Origin of the sequence: Muribaculum gordoncarteri, from assembly GCF_004803695.1 — a bacterium.
Classification (GTDB): domain Bacteria; phylum Bacteroidota; class Bacteroidia; order Bacteroidales; family Muribaculaceae; genus Muribaculum; species Muribaculum gordoncarteri.
Genome location: NZ_CP039393.1, coordinates 2,344,383 through 2,364,042 on the forward strand (window position 1 = coordinate 2,344,383; position 19,660 = coordinate 2,364,042).

Genomic DNA, 19,660 nt, shown 5'->3' on the forward strand with positions numbered 1-19,660 from the left:
GGAGCAGCGTGCATCGGCGGCACGCTTTAGCGAGGCAAGACTTATTTCTTCTTGCGGTTGCCGTAACGGCTCATGAACTTGTCCACACGACCGGCAGTATCGACGAGCTTCTGCTTGCCGGTGAAGAAGGGGTGAGAAGAGCTTGTGATTTCAAGCTTCACGAGAGGATAGGTTACGCCATCTACCTCGATAGTTTCCTTAGCGGCTACTGTTGAACGAGTAATGAAGATTTCGTCGTTTGACATATCTTTAAACACTACTTCGCGGTAGTTGGAAGGATGGATGTCTTGTTTCATCTTATTGCTTTATTATTTGATTGTTTTATTCAAAGTGGTCTAAATCACGCTGGTAAGGCGATAATTCGTAATGGCGTGCAAATTTACGCATTTCTTGCCACTCGACAAAACTTTCTGTGAATTTTTTATAAACAAGTTATTCAAACTCAACCAATACTGCTTCGGGAGCGAAGATGTCGCCGGGCTTTACGAATACACGCTTAACAGTTGCATCGTGACCAGCCTCCACGTTATTTTCCATCTTCATTGCCTCATAAACGAGCAATACGTCGCCCTTATTTACCTTGTCGCCGGGCTTAACGTTTACCTCGATTACAGTACCGGGAAGAATCTGTGCGGTGACAACCTCGCCGGTTATAGGCTCGTCATCGGCCTTTTCAGCCTCGGCAGCGGCATTGGCGGCAGCTTCCTCAGCCTTCTTGGCAGCATTGGCGGCTTCCCACTCCTCGGCGCGACGACGCTTCAGGAATCCGTTGGCTACGCTCGGGAGCAATTCAAGCAGCAGATACTCCTCATCGTTTGCGGCAAGCTTTACGCCTCCGTATTCAGGGAGCACGGGATTTTCAGGCTTCTTGTACTTCGACACATCGTAAGCCTTCTCCTCGGGACTGCCTGTAATCTTTGCGCGGAACTCGGGATCTACAGCCACGGGAGTGTGTCCGTACTCACCCTTCACAAGCGAGATAAACTGATTGGAAGGATTGGAGTAATCGGGATTTCCCTTCTTGCGGTCGAGAGCCACACTCACGGCCTGGCTTCCCACAATCTGGCTTGTAGGCGTTACGAGAGGCACAAGACCTGCATCGCGGCGAACCTTGGGAATCAAGCGCATTGCATCGTCGAGAAGATCCTCGGCCTGCAAAGCCTTCAACTGAGCGACCATATTGGAGTACATACCGCCGGGCACCTCAGCCTCCTTTACAAGAAGATTGGGCTTGGGGAATCCGAAGTAATCCTCGATAGCGTGACATGCGTCAAGCAACTCAGCCTCGTTGTCGGCCTTGGCCGCTTCGATTGCCTTGTCGAACAAGGCATCGATTTCAGCGGGAAGAGTATCGGTCAACGGGTCAAACTCCTTCGGGAAGTTCTTCACGAGGTCGAATGCATGCAGCTCCTCACGCACTGTGCGCAACTCCTTGCGTATGCGTCCCACAGCCTCCATGTTCACCTCAACCTCGATACCGAGCTTGTTGGCAAATACATATATCAACTCAAGTGCGGGAGCAGCCGAACCGCCACCAAACCACCAGATGTTGGTGTCAAGAATGTCTACACCGTGAATCATTGCCATAAGCGATGAGGCAAGACCGTAACCGGGCGTACAGTGGGTGTGGAAGTCCACGGGCACGGTAAGTGCGGCCTTAAGCTTGGGCATGATTGACGCGATACGTGACGGATTGACCAATCCGGCCATATCCTTGAGCGTTATGATCTTGGCTCCGTAGGCCTCCATTGCGCGAGCCTTCTCAACAAAGTACTCGTCGGTGAATATCTTTTCAGGCTTTTTGCTGAAGAAGCGGCTGAAAAAGCCCTTGTTGTCATCCTCGTCCTTGGGGTCGACGGTATAGCACACCGCTCCGTCGGGTATGCCGCCAAGTTCATTTATCATGCGTATCGACTCCTTGACATTGTCAAGGTCGTTGAGAGCGTCAAATATACGCATCACGTTCAAGCCGTTCTTTATTGCCTCCTTGTAGAATCCTTCAAGCACACTGTCGGGATAGGGCACATATCCAAACAGATTACGTCCGCGTGACAATGCCGAAAGAAGCGAATGTCCCTTCATGGCCTTGCTCGCCTTTCTCAGGCGTTCCCAAGGCGACTCATCGAGATAGCGCATTACGGAATCAGGTACTGCACCGCCCCACACTTCCATGATGTAGAAGTCGGCTCCCTCATACAGTGGCAACAAGCGGTCGATGCTCGCCTGTGTCATACGGGTGGCGAAAAGCGACTGCTGTCCGTCGCGCATAGTCAAATCTCTGATTTTCAATTTCCTTTTTTCCATATCCAAAAGGGGTTTAATTGGGGTTATGTTTTAGAACAGCAAAATTAGGCATTTACATTCAATTACGGAAATTTATCCGTAATTATTTCATCGCGTAGAGTCAACAAGCAAGTACACTCAAAATAAGGTTAAATAACTTCTATTAATATCTTATTGCTTAAAGTATTGTCACTCAGCGTGCCGCGGACTACATGCTTAGGGATTATTCATCGTCTTCATCTTACACAGGATGATGGTAAGCAATACAAGTCCATTTGTCCCAGCCTCCTCCTTTCTCAATGAATTCAGGGTCATCGGGAATTCCTCCATATGAAGCCAAATAGACTCCTTCGTAAGTACAGAACCACCCTAACGTAGAAGTGAATGGATACCAAAGATAATAAGCACGCCGGCCATCCCATGTTCCCTCGCATACAATATATCCAAGCCCTTGCATATCATCCTCCAAAATCCATTCTTGCAGCCATTCAGGCAGCTCATCCATATTAGCCGGGACATAGGCAACCTCCGCTCCCCCTATAACCTTTATGGATTCCTCTACATAATTTTCATCATTGGAGCAGCTTACTGTCACCATCGCCAGCATACATGCCGCCAACATCCATAATAAGTTCTTTTTCATAATACTTTAAATTTATGGTTTGTAAAATTATTTAATTAATATCTTCTTGCTTAAAGCATTGTCACCCAGTGTGGCACGGACTACATGCTTAGCCGTGCAATTACGTTTCTCTCCATTACACGGCTAAGCATGGAACTTACTGAGGGATTATTCCTCGGCTTCCTCGCTTTCCTCGGCTTCCTTGCCTATAGGATAATGTAAAGCAAGACAAGTCCAATTGTCCCAGCCTCCTCCTTTCTCAATGAATTCCGGGTCATTGGGATTTCCTCCATATAAAGCCAAGCAGACGTTTTCGTCAGAAATGAAGACCCCTAACGTTGAAGAGAATCCATGCCAAAAAAAATAAGCATGCTGACCATCCCATGTTCCCTCGCATAGAAGATATCCAACCCCTTGCGCAGTTTCCGTCAAAATATCTTCTTGCAGCCATTCAGGCAGCTCATCCATATTAGCCGGGACATAGGCAATCTCCGCTCTCGAGGCACCGCTACCCATAACCACTTTCCCATTCTCAAGTCTCGGTCCCGTGGGTTCCTCCACATAATTGTCATCATTGGAGCAGCTTACTGTAACCATCGCCAGCATACATGCCGCCAACATCCATAATAAGTTCTTTTTCATAATACTTTAAATTTATGGTTAGTAAAATTTATTTAATTAATATCTTCTTGCTTAAAGTATTGTCACCCAATGTGGCACGGACTACATAGATGCCCGGAGTCCAGCCTGAGGTATTTATTGAAGTTTCGGTGCTCATTACTTTACCAGAATACACCATCCTACTATTAACCGTATCGTACACCTCAAGAGTCCACTCCAATTCTTCTGCCGATGCTTGAACGCCAACAGTGGAAAACTTCTGAGCAAGAGCGTCAGAATTTTCATTACCAATACTTACATTTAAGTTATCTCCGTCCATTCCTGCGGAAAGGCTGTAAGAACGAGCTTGATTTAGTACAATTATTCTATATTCTCCGGCTTCACAATTCACTGTGATGACGAATGCTTGGGCTCGTGTATCTGAATCAAAACGGACATTTATGTAGCCGTTGTAATCGTCATATACCCAACGAGTAGGAACCATATCGCCATCATAAGCAACCGTGGCATTTATTAGATTAAGAGAATATATATTTAATCCCTGCCCTTTATGAGTGGATTGACGATATATGATATAAGGATAGTCAAGTGATTGCTTATTGTTTGGATCCGTCCAGTCATAGGTGGCTTTAAATCCTGAATAGGCATGTATGGTTTTTGTCACTGTTGTTGCCACATGTCCATTATAATGTAAGGTGGCGGTAAGTGTGGCATTGTCCATATCACGGTTGGTGGCACGTGTTATGGTGCAGCTCCCGTTGGCATCCACAGTCATGCAGTTTTGTGCATAATAGCTGTCGGAAAGACTCCATGTTACGCTATACCCCGGAGGTAACAGGTCAATGGAATATGTGCCACTTGATGATGTTAATACCGGTCCGTCAATAGTCGGTCTATAACGCTTGTAATATTTTCGTGATTTACCATATTCCTCGGGGACATTTGTAGGCGTATGTTTAACCAAGCATCCGGCTCCCCATTTGGATACATATTGGTTACTGTTTATGCGCCGAGCAGAATGCCAGCACTTATAATACCAAAAATCTGACGAATCATAATAAAGCACCACTTCCCCTTCTTTTTCAGGAACTTCATAGTACAATCCGCTTTCCCAATAAATACTGGGATTGTTCAGCCAGAGCCGTTCACTGTTATGTATACTTTGCATATACCATCCATAAAAATGACAATTATAAGTATATGTCGCATCTTCGACAAATTCCACTTTATAAACATTAATTGCCCAATTTTTATAGTTCTTTTTCTCGGAGGAAGAGAAATCACCGGATACTAACTCTTTAATATATACTAAATATCCATTGGGGATTGTTCTCGTTGCGTCATTATATACGGGATTTGAGAGTAAAGATATGCCACTTTTCTTAACTCCCGTACGATATGAAATCCCAAAAATATCGGGATATGCCTTCATCTTTGTGGCGGCTTCCCTTATTGAGGCGGCAAACTTTGCTGACTTTTCCGCATCAAGGGAGCTTGTTACCTTGTCAATCCCCATCATATGGAACAGGATATAGCACTTGAAGGAGTAATCGCCTTGGGTAACTTCGTCTTTGTTCAGGATGGACGCTATCCCGGCGGGAATCGCTTCGCATTTTTTCAATAGGGCATCAGTCAGGTCTTTTCGTGTCAACAGTTCACGGTAGCCGTTGAACTCCTTGCACACGGCATTAAAACCGACCTCCGGATAATCATACGCCAACATGTCCATAGCGTAGGGAAAGTCAAGACATACAGTAAGCAAATCCGCAGTCGTAAGGCTTTTCAGTTTGTCCTCCGGAATCTGTAGTGCCCGCCACTCTTTCTTTCGCTGACGAGTAGGATTTCCACTGTGCGTCGCCGATTTTGAATGGAAATTCAAATCCGGCTGTGGCACGCTCACTGACTTGCCCCACGGCATAAAGGCAAGAGAATGTAAACAAGAGGAGAAATAATTTCTTCATAATTATTCAATGATTAAGGTTAATCAATTTTGGTTATTGGATTTTCTTAGTCCAAGTCAGCCGACCCTCGTAGTCGCCTCCGGCAGAGGTGCTGATTGCAAGGTGGTAGGATTGCAAGAATTAGCAAATTTAACTTTTTCATGACAATTAAAATGCATTTTCGCAAAGATAGTATTTAGTTTGCGAAATACATCAATATTTGTTGAGTTTTTTACGTAATTTGCAATTTAATTAGCTTATAGTGAAGAATTACCGCATCCCGGTCTTTCGGTGAGCTTGGATGTTTTCCAAACACTTTTTTATAACCGTTTTCTGATAGATGGCATTTCCACTCAATGACATATTAATCATATCCGCGTTTTGCCGGTGAAAGATAGGGTAATATTTCAGGTTTTATTGTAACTTTGTCAAGTACAGCGTAAATAGGTTCTTCCTTATGAAACCACTTCTATATTTGTGACGGATTACGACAGTAACCACATAAAACCGGAAGTCATAATGACAAGCATATTCAATAGCCTTTTCAAGCGGCAACGGCAACCGCTCTTTTTCGCCACCGACATTCATTGCCACATATTGCCGGGCATCGACGACGGAGCTCCCGACGCCGATTACGGCGCGGAACTTGTCATGAGAATGTCGGCCTGGGGATTGTCACGCATAATCGCGACACCCCATGTCGTAGGCGAAGTCTATGAGAACACGCCCGAATCAATCTCGGCAGCCCTGACCCGACTGCAAGAAAGCATGCACGCAAAGGGCATCCCGACTACCGTCCAATCGGCTGCCGAGCATCGTCTTGACGACCTGTTCAGCCGCAACATCATCGCCGACACCCTAATAAGTCATCCCGGCAAGCATGTCCTCATCGAAAACTCATTCATGCAGGAAGCGCGTGACATCGACAGCATCGTCATTCGCCTCACCAATCGAGGTTACATCCCCATCATGGCCCACCCCGAACGCTTTGTCTACTATCACTCAGCCAACCTGAAGCGTTACTTCGAGCTGCATCGGCTCGGCGTCAGGTTCCAGGTCAACCTGCTTTCAATTGCGGGGCGTTACGGTTCGGAGCCAAGACACGTGGCCGAGCGGCTGATTGAGGCCGGAATTGTCGACTTTTTCGGCACCGATGTTCACCGTCACGAACACTGCGACGCCATCGAGGCATTCCTGTCGTCACGCAATTACGACAAGCTGCTCAATGCCATAAAGAAAAGGCCGTGCCTTAACGACACAGCCTTTAATGTATCATAACGTAATCCGTATCCGCTTACGGCAACAGCAGCGACGCGTCGCCGTAGCTCAAAAAGCGGAAATCACGCTCAAGCGCGAAGTCATACATGTCACGCCAATTTCCACCCACAAACGCCGACACGAGCAACAGCAGCGTCGACTGCGGCTGATGGAAGTTGGTTATGATGCCTTTCACAATCTTGAATTCATATCCCGGGGCGATGATTATGCGCGTATCACCTACAAGCGTCGACAACCCGTCACGGTCAAGAGCGTCAACGATGCAATGCAACGCCTCGGCAGCCGACAGTCGGGGATGATCCTCGCTATAGGGGTACCATTGCGGCACTTCGCCCGTCCATTTGCCCTGATACATCAGGCAACCGATGTGGTAAAGGCTCTCCAGGGTGCGCACCGAGGTGGTGCCTACAGCTATCACCTGACGGCTTGTATCGGCAAGCTCGGCAATCAGGTTCCTATCCACGGCAATGAACTCGCTGTGCATCTCATGCTCGCCTATCGAGTCGCTTTTGACAGGCTGGAACGTTCCGGCTCCCACATGAAGTGTGAGCTCACGCCTCGGGATGCCTCGTTGCGACACCCGGTCGAGCACTTCGGGCGTGAAGTGAAGTCCTGCCGTAGGCGCGGCCACCGAACCGTCAATATGACTGTAGACCGTCTGGTAGTCGGTCGAGTCGCTCTCCTCGGTCGAACGGTTGAGATAAGGCGGAATGGGAATCTCCCCGACCGCCCCTATAACATCGGAGAATGTGACATTGTCGTCATCCCAGCTGAAGCGCACCACCGATGCATTGCCTTCACGGCCCGTGCGCTCGGCAGTCAGCGTTATTTCGATTTCGCCCACGGTGACCTTCTGCGTCAGCACGCCCTGCTTCCAACGCTTTGAGTTGCCCACGAAACATAGCCATGAGCACTCGCGGGTCGATGCGAAGTTGACCGCATAGTCAACCGGCGACACCGGTTCAAGGCAGAAAATCTCAATCAACGCTCCCCCATCGCCCTTGCGGAAACGCATACGTGCGTTTATCACACGCGTGTTGTTGTACACGAGGATGGAGTCGGAGGGAAGCAAAGCGGCAATATCGGCGAACAGATGCTCGCTGATATTGCCGTGTGAATCGCGGACGAGCAACTTGCACTTGTCACGCTCGGCAAGAGGGTGACGGGCAATGCGCTCATCGGGCAAAGGATAGTTGTAATCCTCTATCTTTATGTCTTGGACTGACAGTTGTGACATATCAAATAACTTTAATTCGGTGCAAAGTTACTCACCTTACGGCGCATTATCAACTATCAGCCACAATTTATCACTTTAGAGCGACGACTCCTTAACCATTGTCACAACAGGAATATTCTCCTTATTGAACAAGGTAAGCAGTGTGTCGGAAGTGATCTTGAAGGTCGACACATCGTTGATAACGGTCTTGATGTTATCCTCGAATGCCATGTTTTCGCAAGCCATCATAGTGGCTGTTACCGAGAAGAATTCCAGCTCATTGGCCTCCGACTTGAACTGACCGCTCAGGTTGTTGCAGTCGGTAGTCACGAAGAATGTCATGTCGTTCAAGTTGAAAGTGAACTGATAGGGCTTGCCTTCGGGTGATTCAACCGGGGTATCGGCCAAAGTCTTTACGTTCCACACTCCGTTGAGCTCGCGAGCCGACACCTGCGGGTCACGCTTCTCAAGAAGCATTACAGCCTTTCCGTCGGCATTTGACAGCTGAATGTCACCGTCGGCGGTCAATGAATATGATTTAACCTGGCCGAAAGCCTCAAGTATCTTCTGCTCAAGAGCCATGTCGGGACACATGCGGCGAGTGCTTGCCATTCCCGAGAAATCGATCACGCCGGGAGCTGCGTTAATGTCAAACGAACCCATAAGATAGTTACAACTTGCATTACCATATAGCTGACCCTCAGTGGTGTCAAATCCTATAAACGGAGCATCCTGATCTTCAGGCACGGTAACATCTTCGCCATCAACACTTACAATATTCCACTCTCCCTTGAGGTCGGACAATGTTGCCTTTACAGTCTTAGACGACTGACATGCAAACAATGCGGCCATCGATGCGGCCACACATGCAATAAAGATTTTTCTCATCATTAAAATGAAATTATAATTAGGTTACATTATATATAACACATTTCATGCCAAAATATTTCCTGACCATGCAATTTATTAAATTTGGTTAACATGTGCGATTTATGTACCCACCATAATTAACTTTACAAAAATTTTATTCACGACATGGCACAAATAGGAGATATAGTGCGTTACCTCAACTCGGTAGGGGGAGGCCGCATAGTGAAAATCGAAGGCAATATTGCCTATGTGGACGAAGACGGATTTGAAACTCCCGTCATGCTGCGAGAGTGTGTGGTTGTGACACCTGCCACTCCCAAGGCCAAGGAGAGCAAGTATGTGGCACCCACGATAGTTCCCGAACAGCCCGCCAAACCGAAGCCCGAGGAGATCGAAGAAACCGAAACAGGCGACAAGCTCAACATCGTGCTCGCCTATGAGCCCGAGGAGATAAAGCACCTCAACACAACGGAGTATGACGCATACCTTGTCAACGACTCCAACTACTTCCTCTATTTCACCTACCTGACACGCGCCGACGGTCACGACTGGGCCACACGCTATGCTGGCATCGTTGAGCCAAACATACAGATACATCTCGAGCACGTGACGCGCGAGCAGCTGCCCGACATGGACCGCGTGGCCATACAATACGTGGCATTCAAGCGTGACAAGGAGTTCAAGCTCAAAGCTCCGGTAGCCGTTGAATACGCACTCGACACTACAAAGTTCTTCAAGCTACACTGCTTCCGCGACAATGTATATTTCGACACACCCGTCATAGCGCTGGACATCGTAAAGAACGACATCCCGCAACGCTCGATGGTCATCGACAGCAGCCGGCTTGAAGAGTCGATGAAGGCAAAACGAATCGCCGACAAGCCGCAACGCCGCCCGGTGGAGAAGAAAAACCGCCGTCACGAAATCATCGAAGTCGACCTGCACATCAACCAGCTGCTCGACACCACGGCCGGACTGAGCAACACCGACATGCTCCAGGTTCAGCTGAAGGAGTTTAACCGCGTCATGACCGAGAACATCAAAAACAAGGGACAGAAAATCGTGTTTATCCACGGCAAAGGCGAGGGAGTGCTGCGTAACGCACTACTTAAGGAGCTGAAACACAAATATCCCCACTGCGACACACAGGACGCATCATTCCGCGAGTACGGATTCGGAGCAACGCAAGTCACGATAAGATGATAATATATTTCAGCGGGACAGGCAACTCCCGTCACGTGGCATCGCTGCTGCAACAAAGGATGAAGGGCGAAATGGTGAAAATCGACGCCAAGTCAATCGACACGGCATCGACGACCCACCTGTCGCCCGACAGCGACGAACCGCTTATATGGGTATTCCCCATATACTCATGGGGAGTGCCTCCGGTGGTTGTGAAATATATGTCGGCAATCAACGGCGATCTCGCCCGTAACAAGCACTACATGGTGTGCACCTGCGGCGACGACATAGGCCTCGCCCACGAGCAGTGGCGTGACATAATGCGGAGCCGGGGGTGGAACGCGGTAACGGCCTACTCGGTGCAGATGCCCAACACCTACGTTACGTTTCCCGGATTTGACATCGACACCGAAGAGGTGGAGGCCGACAAGCTGTCGCGATGCGACAAGCGCGTCGACCACATCGTGTCGTGCATAAAATCAGGAACGCCCGGCGACGATGTAGTCACCGGAGGCATGAAATGGATTAAGTCACGCATGATTTATCCGCTATTCATAAGACGCATGATGTCACCCCGGCCGTTTCACTGCCTCGACAATCAATGCATAGGCTGTGGACTATGTGCCAAGGCATGCCCCATGGACAACGTGACGCTCGATGAAAATCATCGCCCGCAATGGAGCGACAATTGCGCCATGTGCCTTGCATGCTACCACGCATGCCCGAAACACGCCGTGGCCTACGGCAGGCTGACGGATAAGAAAGGACAATACCGACTACCCGAGCAAATCGCTGATTAGCCCGATTTCGTTGACGGCCGACTGGTCGGGACGGCACGGCACAACCGAGGCATATCCGCGGTCGGTCCAGTAGAGGTCGGTTTCGGGATTGTCGGGCTCCACATTGTGGAACTTTCCTGTGAGCCAGTAGAAAGGCTTTCCGTGTGGGTCGACATATTCGGCATACTCCTCAGTCCAGAATCCGCGTGCGGCACGCGTCACCTTTATGCCCTCGACCTTGCTGCACTTCGGAATGTTTACGTTAAGGCATATATCGGAGGGCAATCCCTGCTCCATTACGCGGCTCGTTATCTTCTCCACCACCTCGCGGCAAGCCTCAAGGCTATAAGCCTGGTTGTGGCTGTGGAACGAATAGCCTATCGACGGAATGCCGAGCATACATCCCTCAAGCACCGCGCCCATCGTTCCCGAATATATGATCGAGTTACCCGAATTGGAACCGTGGTTGATTCCCGACAGGATGAAATCGGGACGGCGGTCAAGCACGGCGTGCATTCCGAGCTTCACACAGTCGACCGGGGTACCGTTGACCGAGTATATCGCAGCACCGTTGTAATCTTCGTGGCGATTTATCTGAAGCACCTTGTTGACCGAAATAGCCGACGACTGCCCCGAATGGGGTGCATCGGGAGCAATGGCTACCACATCGCCCATCGACTTTACATAATCAATGAGCAGATGAAGACCGGGTGCAAAAACGCTGTCGTCGTTGGTAATTAATATGAGAGGGCGGTTGGTTGGCATAGCTTTATAGCGCTGAAAAATTAGTGATTTACAAAAATACGGATAATTTCCTATATCCGCAATCGGGCATCGGAGGCATAGTTATCAACAAAAAGTGGCATTTATCAACATTTAACTCATTTTGAGCACAATAGTAGAGGCTTCATTGATTATATTTTTTTTATCTTTGCAATGCTAATTGTAACTACACACTATGGGTAAAATCATTGCAATCGCCAATCAGAAAGGCGGCGTGGGAAAAACCACAACAACAATCAATCTTGCCGCCTCACTTGCCAATCAAGGCAAGAAAGTGCTCATAATCGATGCCGACCCGCAGGCCAACGCCACATCAGGCTATGGCATAGACCCCAAAAGCATGTCATCGTCGATCTATGAGTGCCTTGTCGACGACTACCCCATCGACGGCTCGCAGGTTGCCACCTGTGTCAAGGGGCTTGACCTCGTTGGCTCGCGCATCGACCTTGCGGGAGCCGAGCTTGAGCTCGTGAGCAAGCCCAATCGCGAAAAAATCCTGCGCAACGTACTCGCCTCGATAAGCGACAAATACGACTATATACTCATCGACTGCTCGCCGTCGCTCGGACTGATAACCGTCAACGCCCTCACAGCGGCCAATTCCGTGATAATACCGGTACAAGCCGAATACTTCGCCCTGGAAGGCATCAGCAAGCTGCTCAACACCATACGCATAATCAAGTCGAAGCTCAATCCCTCGCTCGAAATCGAAGGATTCCTGCTCACGATGTATGACGCACGCCTGCGCCTCGCCAACCAGATATACGAAGAGCTGAAAGGCCACTTCGGCGACATGGTGTTCAACACCGTCATTCCCCGCAACATCAGGCTCAGCGAAGCTCCGTCACACGGACTCCCCGCCCTCATCTACGACCCGGAAAGCCGAGGAGCCACAAGCCACACCATGCTGGCCAAAGAGCTCATCGCAAAGTCGCGAAAGGCCGCCGTCGAGCAACCTGCATAATTTACATTTTGTTTCACTCTCCTAAACCTCTCTACACAACGACAAGACATGGCATCACCTAAACGTAACGCACTCGGGCGAGGACTTGACTCGCTAATATCGATGGACGATGTTCCCGCACGCGGATCATCGGCTATAAACGACATCGATGTCGAACTAATATCACCCAATCCCGACCAACCACGAACCACATTTGACGAAGAGGCTCTTGACGAACTCGCCACATCGATTCGCGAGTTGGGAATAATACAGCCCCTCTCGTTACGTAAAACCGGGCCCAATTCCTATCAGATAATCGCCGGCGAACGACGCTACCGCGCCGCCATAAAAGCCGGACTGACATCGGTGCCGGCCTATATACGCACGGCCAACGACAGCGAGCTCACCGAGATGGCCCTGATTGAGAACATACAGCGCGAGGACCTCAACGCCATTGAGATAGCCCTTACATTCCGCAAGCTCATCGACCAGTACAACCTCACTCAGGAACGCCTCAGCGAGCGCATCGGAAAGAAACGCGCCACCGTGGCCAACTTCCTGCGCCTGCTCAAGCTGCCCGCCGAAGTGCAGCTCGGACTTCGCGACAAGCGCGTCGACATGGGTCACGCACGTGCGCTGCTCACCATCGACAAGCCATCGCTGCAGCTGAAGCTATATAACGAAATCATAAAACAGGGACTTTCAGTGCGAAAAGTCGAAGAGCTGGCCAAAGCCTATCAGGCCGCCGAAGAGAACGGAGAGATGCCACCCCGCCAATCCAAGCCGGCAATGAGCAACAAGGACTTCGACATTCTTAAAAAACATTTAAGCGCATCGTTCCGCACCCCCGTTCAGTTCACCTGCAACCCTCAGGGACGCGGAAAAATCACATTTCCATTCAAGAATGAGGATGAACTTGCGCAATTAATTGCTATCTTTGACACAATAAAACATTCCGACAACTGACATGCCGGGAATCGATTGATTTCGCTCATTATGCTATAGCCATTCAATCGACTGTTCATCAACAACATAAACAATGAGCAAAGGTCAAGACCGCAATAAATACGATAAATTGGACCTATCGACGAGAATAGTGATTTTAGGATTAATATTCACGTTGGTATTCCCTTTTAACATTTTTTCAGCAACTGATTCACCACAACGGCCTCAACTTCCACGGAAACCGATAAAAATCGAGGAGCCCGACAATACCACTCCCAATGATCCCGTTCAGGCTGAGCCCGACTTGAGCGAATTTCCCGACTCGATGTGGCTCACCGTGCCGCGTCATCAGCGCGTGGAGGTAGTAGGCGACTCGGTTGAGTTTACCGGCGACAGCCTTAAAGTGACGCAGATAGCAGTAGTGCCTGTCGAAACCGACACCACGGCAACCGCGAAAAATCCCGACGACGAATTTGACCCCGACTACGTGGTGAGGGACTTCAACCCCGACCCCACGAGGGCTGTGTGGATGTCGGCGCTGTTTCCCGGCCTTGGACAGCTCTACAACCGCCGCTACTGGAAACTCCCCATCGTAATAGGCGGATTCATGGGCCTCGGCTACGCCACATCGTGGAACAACCGCATGCTCAACGATTACACCCAGGCCTATCGTGACCTGATGGACAACGACCCGTCGACCAAAAGCTATATGGACTTCTTCCCGCCCAATGCAAAGGAAGAGGATCTCAACCGCTCATGGATGGAGCGCACCTTCAAAGCCCGCAAGGACTTCTATCGCCGCAACCGCGACCTTTGCATAATATGCATGGTAGGCGTCTATCTCATCGCTATGGTCGACGCCTATGTCGATGCGTCACTGTCGCACTTCGACATCTCTCCCGACTTGACAATGGATGTGTATCCCACTCTGATTCCCGACACCCGCAACTCAAGAGTAGGCATCGGGCTACAGTGGGCTCTTAATTTTTAATCTCTACCACCTGACCACCGAAATGAATAAATTTGTCACATCGTTATTGCTTATAGCATCGTCACTGGCAGTAAGCGCCGCCTCATCGATTCTGACTTTAAAAAATTCGATTACCGACAATTCAATCATATATCCCGAAAGTTTTGAAACCGACACCCACAAGATGATGCAAAACTGGTACCTTAAGAACTATGCGGTTCTTAACGACAGTTATGCCAAAACACCTGTGGTGAATGCAACCGACGAGGAGTACATAAAGCGTCTTTCATCGATGCCCACCGAAATCGAGATGCCCTACAACCAGGTTGTGCGCTCCTACATCAACATGTATGTGCAGCGTCGTCGCGACCTCGTGGAGAGCATGCTCGGAATGAGCCTCTACTATATGCCGATATTCGAGCAGGCACTCGAGCGGAAAGGTCTTCCCCTCGAACTGCGTTACCTCCCGGTGATTGAGTCGGCGTTGAACCCCGATGCGGTGTCACGCGCCGGAGCCACTGGACTGTGGCAATTCATGCTCCCCACCGCAAGAGGACTTGGACTGGAAATAAACACTCTCGTCGACGAGCGTCGCGACCCATACGCGTCGTCGGAAGCCGCCGCCACCTACCTTAAGCAGCTCTACGACATGTACAACGACTGGTCGCTCGCCATCGCCGCCTACAACTGCGGCCCCGGCAACGTTAACAAGGCATTGCGTCGTGCAGGAGGCGAAAACAAGGACTTCTGGAGCATCTACTACCTGCTGCCGGCCGAAACCCGAGGCTATGTTCCCGCCTTCATCGCTGCCAACTACGTGATGAACTACTACAACCAGCACAACATAAGCCCGGCACTCGCCAAGCGTCCGATAATAACCGACTCGGTACACGTGAACAAGCGCGTGCATCTGCAACAGATTGCCGACATACTCAATCTACCCATCGAAGAGATACGTGTGCTGAATCCGCAATATCGCCGCGATGTGATTCCCGGTGATGTGCGCCCCTACTCCCTCGTGCTGCCGTCGATGCAGGTCTACAGCTACATCATGAGCGAGGACAGCATCCTGTCGCACGACTACAACCGTTACGCCCGACGCAAAGTGGTCGAGCCCGTGACAACAATCGACGACGACCCCGACAGCGACTATGTGACAAAACTTGTTGTCAAAAGACACGTAGTGAAAAAAGGCGAAACACTATCGAAGATAGCAAAGCGCTACGGAGTCAAGACAGCCGACATAAAGAAGTGGAACGGACTGCGCAAGAACTCGCTTCGCGCCGGTTCGACACTGAAGATAAACACCTACGAGCGTGTTGCACGTGTAAAGGAACCGGAACCCGAACCCAAAACGGAAACTACCGACGACAGCAGCCTTGCAGCAGCCGAAAGCACGCAAGCGCAGGACGACGAGCCTAACTCGGGCACAGTGCAGCCGGCCGAAACCTTAGTGACCGACTCGACCGAAACAGCCTCGCAGGAAAGCGCAGCCCCCAAAGCCGAGAAGCCTGTTGAAAAAGAGAAAACCGTAGAAAAGCCCGCGCCCAAGAAGAGCGCAGCCAAGGAAAAAACCGCAGCCAAGGAGAAGGCCGCGGCAAAGCCCTCCTACACCTATCACACCGTAAAGAGAGGTGAAACACTCTCCAAAATCGCCCGCAAATACCGAGGCGTGACAATAGCCGACATACAGAAAGCCAACGGCATCAGCGGCTCGGCAATTCAGGCAGGACAGAAACTGAAGATTCCCCGCAAGTAATCCCGCTCAAAAAAACATATTCCCATAAGCAAGGTGCATCGTTTACAAATGATGCACCTTGCTCATTTTTACGCCAAATAACTTTACCGTCCACAAATATTTCAATAACTTTGTAACTCATTGCATTATAAAAAACCAATCAATACATAGAATGAAAAAATTACTTTTACCATTGGCCTTTGCATCAATTGCAGCGACCTCATGGGCTGTCACTCCGCTATGGTTGCGCGATGTGAAAATATCGCCCGACGGCAGCTCTATTGCGTTCACCTATAAAGGTGACATATACAAAGTGGCGGCTAACGGAGGCACGGCACAACGCCTCACCACCCAACCGTCCTACGAATCCAACCCCGTGTGGTCGCCCGACGGCAAGAGCATCGCGTTTGCCAGTGACCGTAACGGCAACATGGATGTCTACCTGATGTCGGCCAACGGAGGTAAAGCCACCCGACTTACGACCAACTCCACCAACGAGATTCCCGAATCATTCACTCCCGACGGCAAAAACGTGCTCTTCTCGGCCGCGATACAGGATGTAGCATCAAGCGCACAGTTCCCCTCGTCACGCCTCACCGAGGTCTACAGCGTGCCCGTGACGGGAGGCCGCATAACACAGCTTCTCAGCACACCCGCATTGCAGATAAGCTACTCGCTCGACGGCGACTTCTTCCTCTACAACGACCAGAAGGGATTTGAGGACGAATGGCGCAAGCATCACACCTCATCGGTGACCCGCGATGTGTGTCGTTACGACACAAAGACCGGCAAGCACACCAATCTCACCAACCGCGCCGGCGAGGACCGCAATCCCGTCATGTCGGTCGACGGCAAGACCGTCTACCTGCTGAGCGAGCGCAACGGCAACACGTTCAATGTCTACTCGTTCCCCATCGACAATCCGTCGGCGGTAAAGCAGCTCACTAACTTCAAGACCCATCCCGTGCGCTTCCTTTCACAGGGCGCCGACGGAACTCTCGCATTCACCTATGACGGCGAGATATACACCAAGAAGGGCGATGCCGCACCGCGCAAAGTCAACATCGACCTGATGCTCGACGAGGAGAATCCCATAAAGAAATACAGCGTAAGCTCATCCAACGAAGCCACTGTATCGCCCGATGGCAAGCAGGTGGCCTTCGTCAACCGAGGCGAACTGTTTGTGACATCGGTTGAATACCCCACCACCAAGCAGATTACATCGACTCCGGCCGCCGAGCGTCAACCGGCATGGGCTCCCGACAACCGCACAATCGCCTACACAAGCGAGCGCGAGGGACACCCTAATATATATGTGGCAAAAATCAACCGCAAAGATGACGCCAACTTCCCCAATGCAACACTCATCGATGAAACTCCGCTCGTAAAAGCCAATGATGGCGTAGAGCGCACCTATCCCAAGTATTCGCCCGACGGCAAGGAGATAGCCTTCATCCAGGATCGCCGCAAGCTCATGGTGATGAATCTCGACACCAAGAAAGTGCGTCAGATTACCGACGGCTCGACCTATCCCGAGCGTAACGGCGGATTTGACTACAAGTGGTCGCCCGACGGAAAGTGGTTTGTCATCGAATTGACCGGCAACGGACACGAACCCTACAGCGACATCGCAATCGTAAACGCCACCGGCACCCCGAAGGTCACCAACATCACCCGCTCATCCTACTTCGACATGGAACCCCAATGGGTAATGGACGGCAATGCCATCGCCTTTGTTTCCGACCGTTACGGCTTGAGAAGTCACGCATCATGGGGCTCGCAGAACGACATCATGCTTGCATTCCTCAACCAGGACGCCTACGACAAGTATCGTCTTAGCAAGGAGGATTACGAGTTGCGCAAGGAGCTCGAAAAGCAGCAGAAGAAGGACAAGAAGAACGACGACAAGAAAGAGAAGTCGGCCGAAAGTGACGACGATACCGATGACATCGTTGTGGAGCTTGACGGAATCGAGGACCGAATCGTTCGTGTAACTCCCGCGTCAAGTGACATTGGCGGATACATCTTCAGCAAGGACGGTGAGAACCTCTACTACCTCGCTGCATTTGAAAAAGCCTACGACCTGTGGAAAATCAATCTGCGCAAGCGTGATGTAAGGCTTATCAACAAGCTCAACACATCGCCTCTCAACTTCGGAATGGACAAGAAGGGCGACAACATATTCCTTCTCGGAAGCTCGTCGCTCAAAAAGATGAATGCCAACTCCGAGTCAATGACCCCGATAACATTCTCGGCTATATTGAAACTCGATCCCGCAGCTGAGCGCGAGTACATGTTTGACTACGTTAAGCAGGAGGAGAAGGAGCGTTTCTACAACAAGAACATGCACGGCATCGACTGGGAAGCAATGACCAAGGCCTATCGCAAGTTCCTGCCCCACATCAACAACAACTACGACTTTGCCGAACTGCTCAGCGAATTGCTCGGCGAGCTTAATGTGTCACACACCGGCGGACGCTATCGCCCCTCATCGTCGGGCGACCGCACGGCAAGCCTCGGCCTGCTCTACGACTGGACCTATACCGGAAAGGGTCTTAAAGTGGACGAGATTATCGAAAAAGGCCCGTTTGACCGCAAGAACAGCGACATAACCGTAGGATGCATAATCGAAAAGATCAACGGCGAAACTATCGACAACAATACCGACTACACCGCGATATTCAACGATATTGCCGGCAAGAAGACGCTCGTGACAATCCACAATCCGGCCGACAACAAGACTTGGGACGAGGTTATACTCCCCATCAGCTCGGGCACGATGAACACCTTGCTTTACAACCGCTGGGTTAAGCAACGCGCAGCCGATGTCGACAAATGGTCGGGCGGCCGTCTTGGATACGTACACCTTGAGTCGATGGACGATGCAAGCTACCGCACAATCTATGCCGACCTGCTCGGAAAGTATGTCGACAAGGACGGAATCGTAATCGACACACGCTGGAACGGAGGCGGACGACTCCACGAGGATATCGAAGTGCTGTTCAGCGGCAAGAAATATCTCACTCAGGTGATACGCGGAGAGGATATATGTGACATGCCGAGCCGTCGCTGGAACAAGCCCAGCATCATGGTACAATGTGAGGCCAACTACAGTAACGCGCACGGAACTCCCTGGGTCTACAAGCACCTCAACCTCGGCAAACTCGTGGGAATGCCCGTCCCCGGCACAATGACCAGCGTCAACTGGGTGACCATGCAGGATCCCTCGCTCGTATTCGGAATCCCCGTCATAGGCTACCGCACAGCCGAAGGCAACTATCTTGAAAACAGCCAGCTTGAGCCCGATTTCAAGGTTGTCAACGAGCCCGGAGTCATCGTGACAGGAGAGGACCAGCAGCTTCGCAAAGCCGTCGAAGAACTCCTGAAGGAAATCGACGCAAAATAACGACAAACTTCATTATCTTTACATCGCCTCCGATGTGTCGACTGACATTCGGAGGCGATGCTATTTTATACCTGCTCCTGCGGT

17 protein-coding genes are annotated in these 19,660 nt (G+C 50.4%); 8 read left to right on the forward strand and 9 right to left on the reverse strand.

Annotation, left to right across the window (positions count from 1 at the left end):
* Positions 1 to 41 precede the first annotated feature (41 nt).
* The 6 genes from E7746_RS10420 to E7746_RS15140 form a co-directional block, all read right to left on the reverse strand.
* Positions 42 to 296, reverse strand: coding sequence for a type B 50S ribosomal protein L31 (locus E7746_RS10420; RefSeq protein WP_123395722.1), 255 nt, complete (start codon positions 294 to 296; stop codon positions 42 to 44).
* Positions 297 to 432: 136 nt separating this feature from the next.
* Entirely contained in the window at positions 433 to 2,304 is a 1,872-nt protein-coding gene (locus tag E7746_RS10425) for a biotin/lipoyl-containing protein (RefSeq protein WP_123395721.1), read from the reverse strand.
* A 220-nt stretch (positions 2,305 to 2,524) separates the two neighbouring features.
* Complete coding sequence (locus tag E7746_RS10430; RefSeq protein WP_136410738.1) at positions 2,525 to 2,926, reverse strand: hypothetical protein; 402 nt, start codon at positions 2,924 to 2,926, stop codon at positions 2,525 to 2,527.
* 147 nt (positions 2,927 to 3,073) lie between these two features.
* On the reverse strand, positions 3,074 to 3,547 hold the full coding sequence (locus E7746_RS10435) for a hypothetical protein (protein WP_136410739.1): 474 nt from the start codon (positions 3,545 to 3,547) through the stop codon (positions 3,074 to 3,076).
* A gap of 28 nt (positions 3,548 to 3,575) precedes the next feature.
* Positions 3,576 to 5,255, reverse strand: coding sequence for a T9SS type A sorting domain-containing protein (locus E7746_RS10440; protein ID WP_168184364.1), 1,680 nt, complete (start codon positions 5,253 to 5,255; stop codon positions 3,576 to 3,578).
* 13 nt (positions 5,256 to 5,268) lie between these two features.
* Positions 5,269 to 5,487 carry a hypothetical protein gene (locus E7746_RS15140; RefSeq protein WP_168184365.1) on the reverse strand — a complete coding sequence of 73 codons (219 nt, stop codon included), beginning with the start codon at positions 5,485 to 5,487 and terminating at the stop codon, positions 5,269 to 5,271.
* Positions 5,488 to 5,985: 498 nt separating this feature from the next.
* Here E7746_RS15140 and E7746_RS10445 point away from each other — a divergent pair, with 498 nt between their 5' ends.
* Positions 5,986 to 6,744 carry a tyrosine-protein phosphatase gene (locus E7746_RS10445; RefSeq protein WP_136410741.1) on the forward strand — a complete coding sequence of 253 codons (759 nt, stop codon included), beginning with the start codon at positions 5,986 to 5,988 and terminating at the stop codon, positions 6,742 to 6,744.
* Positions 6,745 to 6,760: 16 nt separating this feature from the next.
* Here the strand turns inward: E7746_RS10445 and E7746_RS10450 are convergent, their stop codons facing one another.
* Positions 6,761 to 7,981, reverse strand: coding sequence for an S-adenosylmethionine:tRNA ribosyltransferase-isomerase (locus tag E7746_RS10450; RefSeq protein WP_136410742.1), 1,221 nt, complete (start codon positions 7,979 to 7,981; stop codon positions 6,761 to 6,763).
* A 75-nt stretch (positions 7,982 to 8,056) separates the two neighbouring features.
* On the reverse strand, positions 8,057 to 8,851 hold the full coding sequence (locus tag E7746_RS10455) for an META domain-containing protein (protein ID WP_136410743.1): 795 nt from the start codon (positions 8,849 to 8,851) through the stop codon (positions 8,057 to 8,059).
* A gap of 144 nt (positions 8,852 to 8,995) precedes the next feature.
* On the opposite strand from E7746_RS10455, the gene E7746_RS10460 reads away from it, so the two are divergent.
* Entirely contained in the window at positions 8,996 to 10,033 is a 1,038-nt protein-coding gene (locus E7746_RS10460; protein ID WP_136410744.1) for a DUF2027 domain-containing protein, read from the forward strand.
* Entirely contained in the window at positions 10,030 to 10,812 is a 783-nt protein-coding gene (locus E7746_RS10465; protein ID WP_136410745.1) for an EFR1 family ferrodoxin, read from the forward strand. The genes E7746_RS10460 and E7746_RS10465 overlap by 4 nt, the downstream gene beginning before the upstream one ends.
* Here the strand turns inward: E7746_RS10465 and surE are convergent.
* The gene (surE, locus tag E7746_RS10470; RefSeq protein WP_136410746.1) at positions 10,789 to 11,556 is read right to left on the reverse strand and encodes a 5'/3'-nucleotidase SurE; all 768 of its coding nucleotides are present in this window, start codon (positions 11,554 to 11,556) and stop codon (positions 10,789 to 10,791) included. The two genes, E7746_RS10465 and surE, sit on opposite strands and share 24 nt — an antisense overlap.
* A 193-nt stretch (positions 11,557 to 11,749) precedes the next feature.
* Between surE and E7746_RS10475 the strand changes: the two genes are divergently transcribed.
* From E7746_RS10475 to E7746_RS10495, 5 genes are all read left to right on the forward strand, one after another.
* Positions 11,750 to 12,538: a ParA family protein gene (locus E7746_RS10475; protein WP_136410747.1), complete on the forward strand. Its 789-nt coding sequence runs from the start codon at positions 11,750 to 11,752 to the stop codon at positions 12,536 to 12,538.
* Positions 12,539 to 12,586: 48 nt separating this feature from the next.
* On the forward strand, positions 12,587 to 13,483 hold the full coding sequence (locus E7746_RS10480; RefSeq protein WP_123395710.1) for a ParB/RepB/Spo0J family partition protein: 897 nt from the start codon (positions 12,587 to 12,589) through the stop codon (positions 13,481 to 13,483).
* A gap of 73 nt (positions 13,484 to 13,556) precedes the next feature.
* A complete protein-coding gene (locus E7746_RS10485) occupies positions 13,557 to 14,453 on the forward strand; it encodes a DUF5683 domain-containing protein (RefSeq protein WP_136410748.1) in 897 nt (298 codons plus the stop codon).
* A 22-nt stretch (positions 14,454 to 14,475) separates the two neighbouring features.
* A complete protein-coding gene (locus E7746_RS10490; protein ID WP_238337174.1) occupies positions 14,476 to 16,191 on the forward strand; it encodes a LysM peptidoglycan-binding domain-containing protein in 1,716 nt (571 codons plus the stop codon).
* Between the two features lie 151 nt (positions 16,192 to 16,342).
* A complete protein-coding gene (locus E7746_RS10495) occupies positions 16,343 to 19,576 on the forward strand; it encodes a S41 family peptidase (protein WP_136410749.1) in 3,234 nt (1,077 codons plus the stop codon).
* Positions 19,577 to 19,660 lie beyond the last annotated feature (84 nt).

Excerpts from the sequence above, each read along its gene's own strand:
- E7746_RS10475 (WP_136410747.1), top strand. The coding sequence starts at position 11,750 with ATGGGTAAAATCATTGCAATCGCCAATCAGAAAGGCGGCGTGGGAAAA.
- E7746_RS10495 (WP_136410749.1), top strand. The coding sequence starts at position 16,343 with ATGAAAAAATTACTTTTACCATTGGCCTTTGCATCAATTGCAGCGACC.
- E7746_RS10485 (WP_136410748.1), top strand. The coding sequence starts at position 13,557 with ATGAGCAAAGGTCAAGACCGCAATAAATACGATAAATTGGACCTATCG.
- E7746_RS10480 (WP_123395710.1), top strand. The coding sequence starts at position 12,587 with ATGGCATCACCTAAACGTAACGCACTCGGGCGAGGACTTGACTCGCTA.
- E7746_RS10490 (WP_238337174.1), top strand. The coding sequence starts at position 14,476 with ATGAATAAATTTGTCACATCGTTATTGCTTATAGCATCGTCACTGGCA.
- E7746_RS10420 (WP_123395722.1), bottom strand. The coding sequence starts at position 296 with ATGAAACAAGACATCCATCCTTCCAACTACCGCGAAGTAGTGTTTAAA.
- surE (WP_136410746.1), bottom strand. The coding sequence starts at position 11,556 with ATGCCAACCAACCGCCCTCTCATATTAATTACCAACGACGACAGCGTT.
- E7746_RS15140 (WP_168184365.1), bottom strand. The coding sequence starts at position 5,487 with ATGAAGAAATTATTTCTCCTCTTGTTTACATTCTCTTGCCTTTATGCC.
- E7746_RS10455 (WP_136410743.1), bottom strand. The coding sequence starts at position 8,851 with ATGATGAGAAAAATCTTTATTGCATGTGTGGCCGCATCGATGGCCGCA.
- E7746_RS10445 (WP_136410741.1), top strand. The coding sequence starts at position 5,986 with ATGACAAGCATATTCAATAGCCTTTTCAAGCGGCAACGGCAACCGCTC.
- E7746_RS10440 (WP_168184364.1), bottom strand. The coding sequence starts at position 5,255 with ATGGACATGTTGGCGTATGATTATCCGGAGGTCGGTTTTAATGCCGTG.
- E7746_RS10465 (WP_136410745.1), top strand. The coding sequence starts at position 10,030 with ATGATAATATATTTCAGCGGGACAGGCAACTCCCGTCACGTGGCATCG.
- E7746_RS10460 (WP_136410744.1), top strand. The coding sequence starts at position 8,996 with ATGGCACAAATAGGAGATATAGTGCGTTACCTCAACTCGGTAGGGGGA.
- E7746_RS10450 (WP_136410742.1), bottom strand. The coding sequence starts at position 7,981 with ATGTCACAACTGTCAGTCCAAGACATAAAGATAGAGGATTACAACTAT.
- E7746_RS10435 (WP_136410739.1), bottom strand. The coding sequence starts at position 3,547 with ATGAAAAAGAACTTATTATGGATGTTGGCGGCATGTATGCTGGCGATG.
- E7746_RS10430 (WP_136410738.1), bottom strand. The coding sequence starts at position 2,926 with ATGAAAAAGAACTTATTATGGATGTTGGCGGCATGTATGCTGGCGATG.
- E7746_RS10425 (WP_123395721.1), bottom strand. The coding sequence starts at position 2,304 with ATGGAAAAAAGGAAATTGAAAATCAGAGATTTGACTATGCGCGACGGA.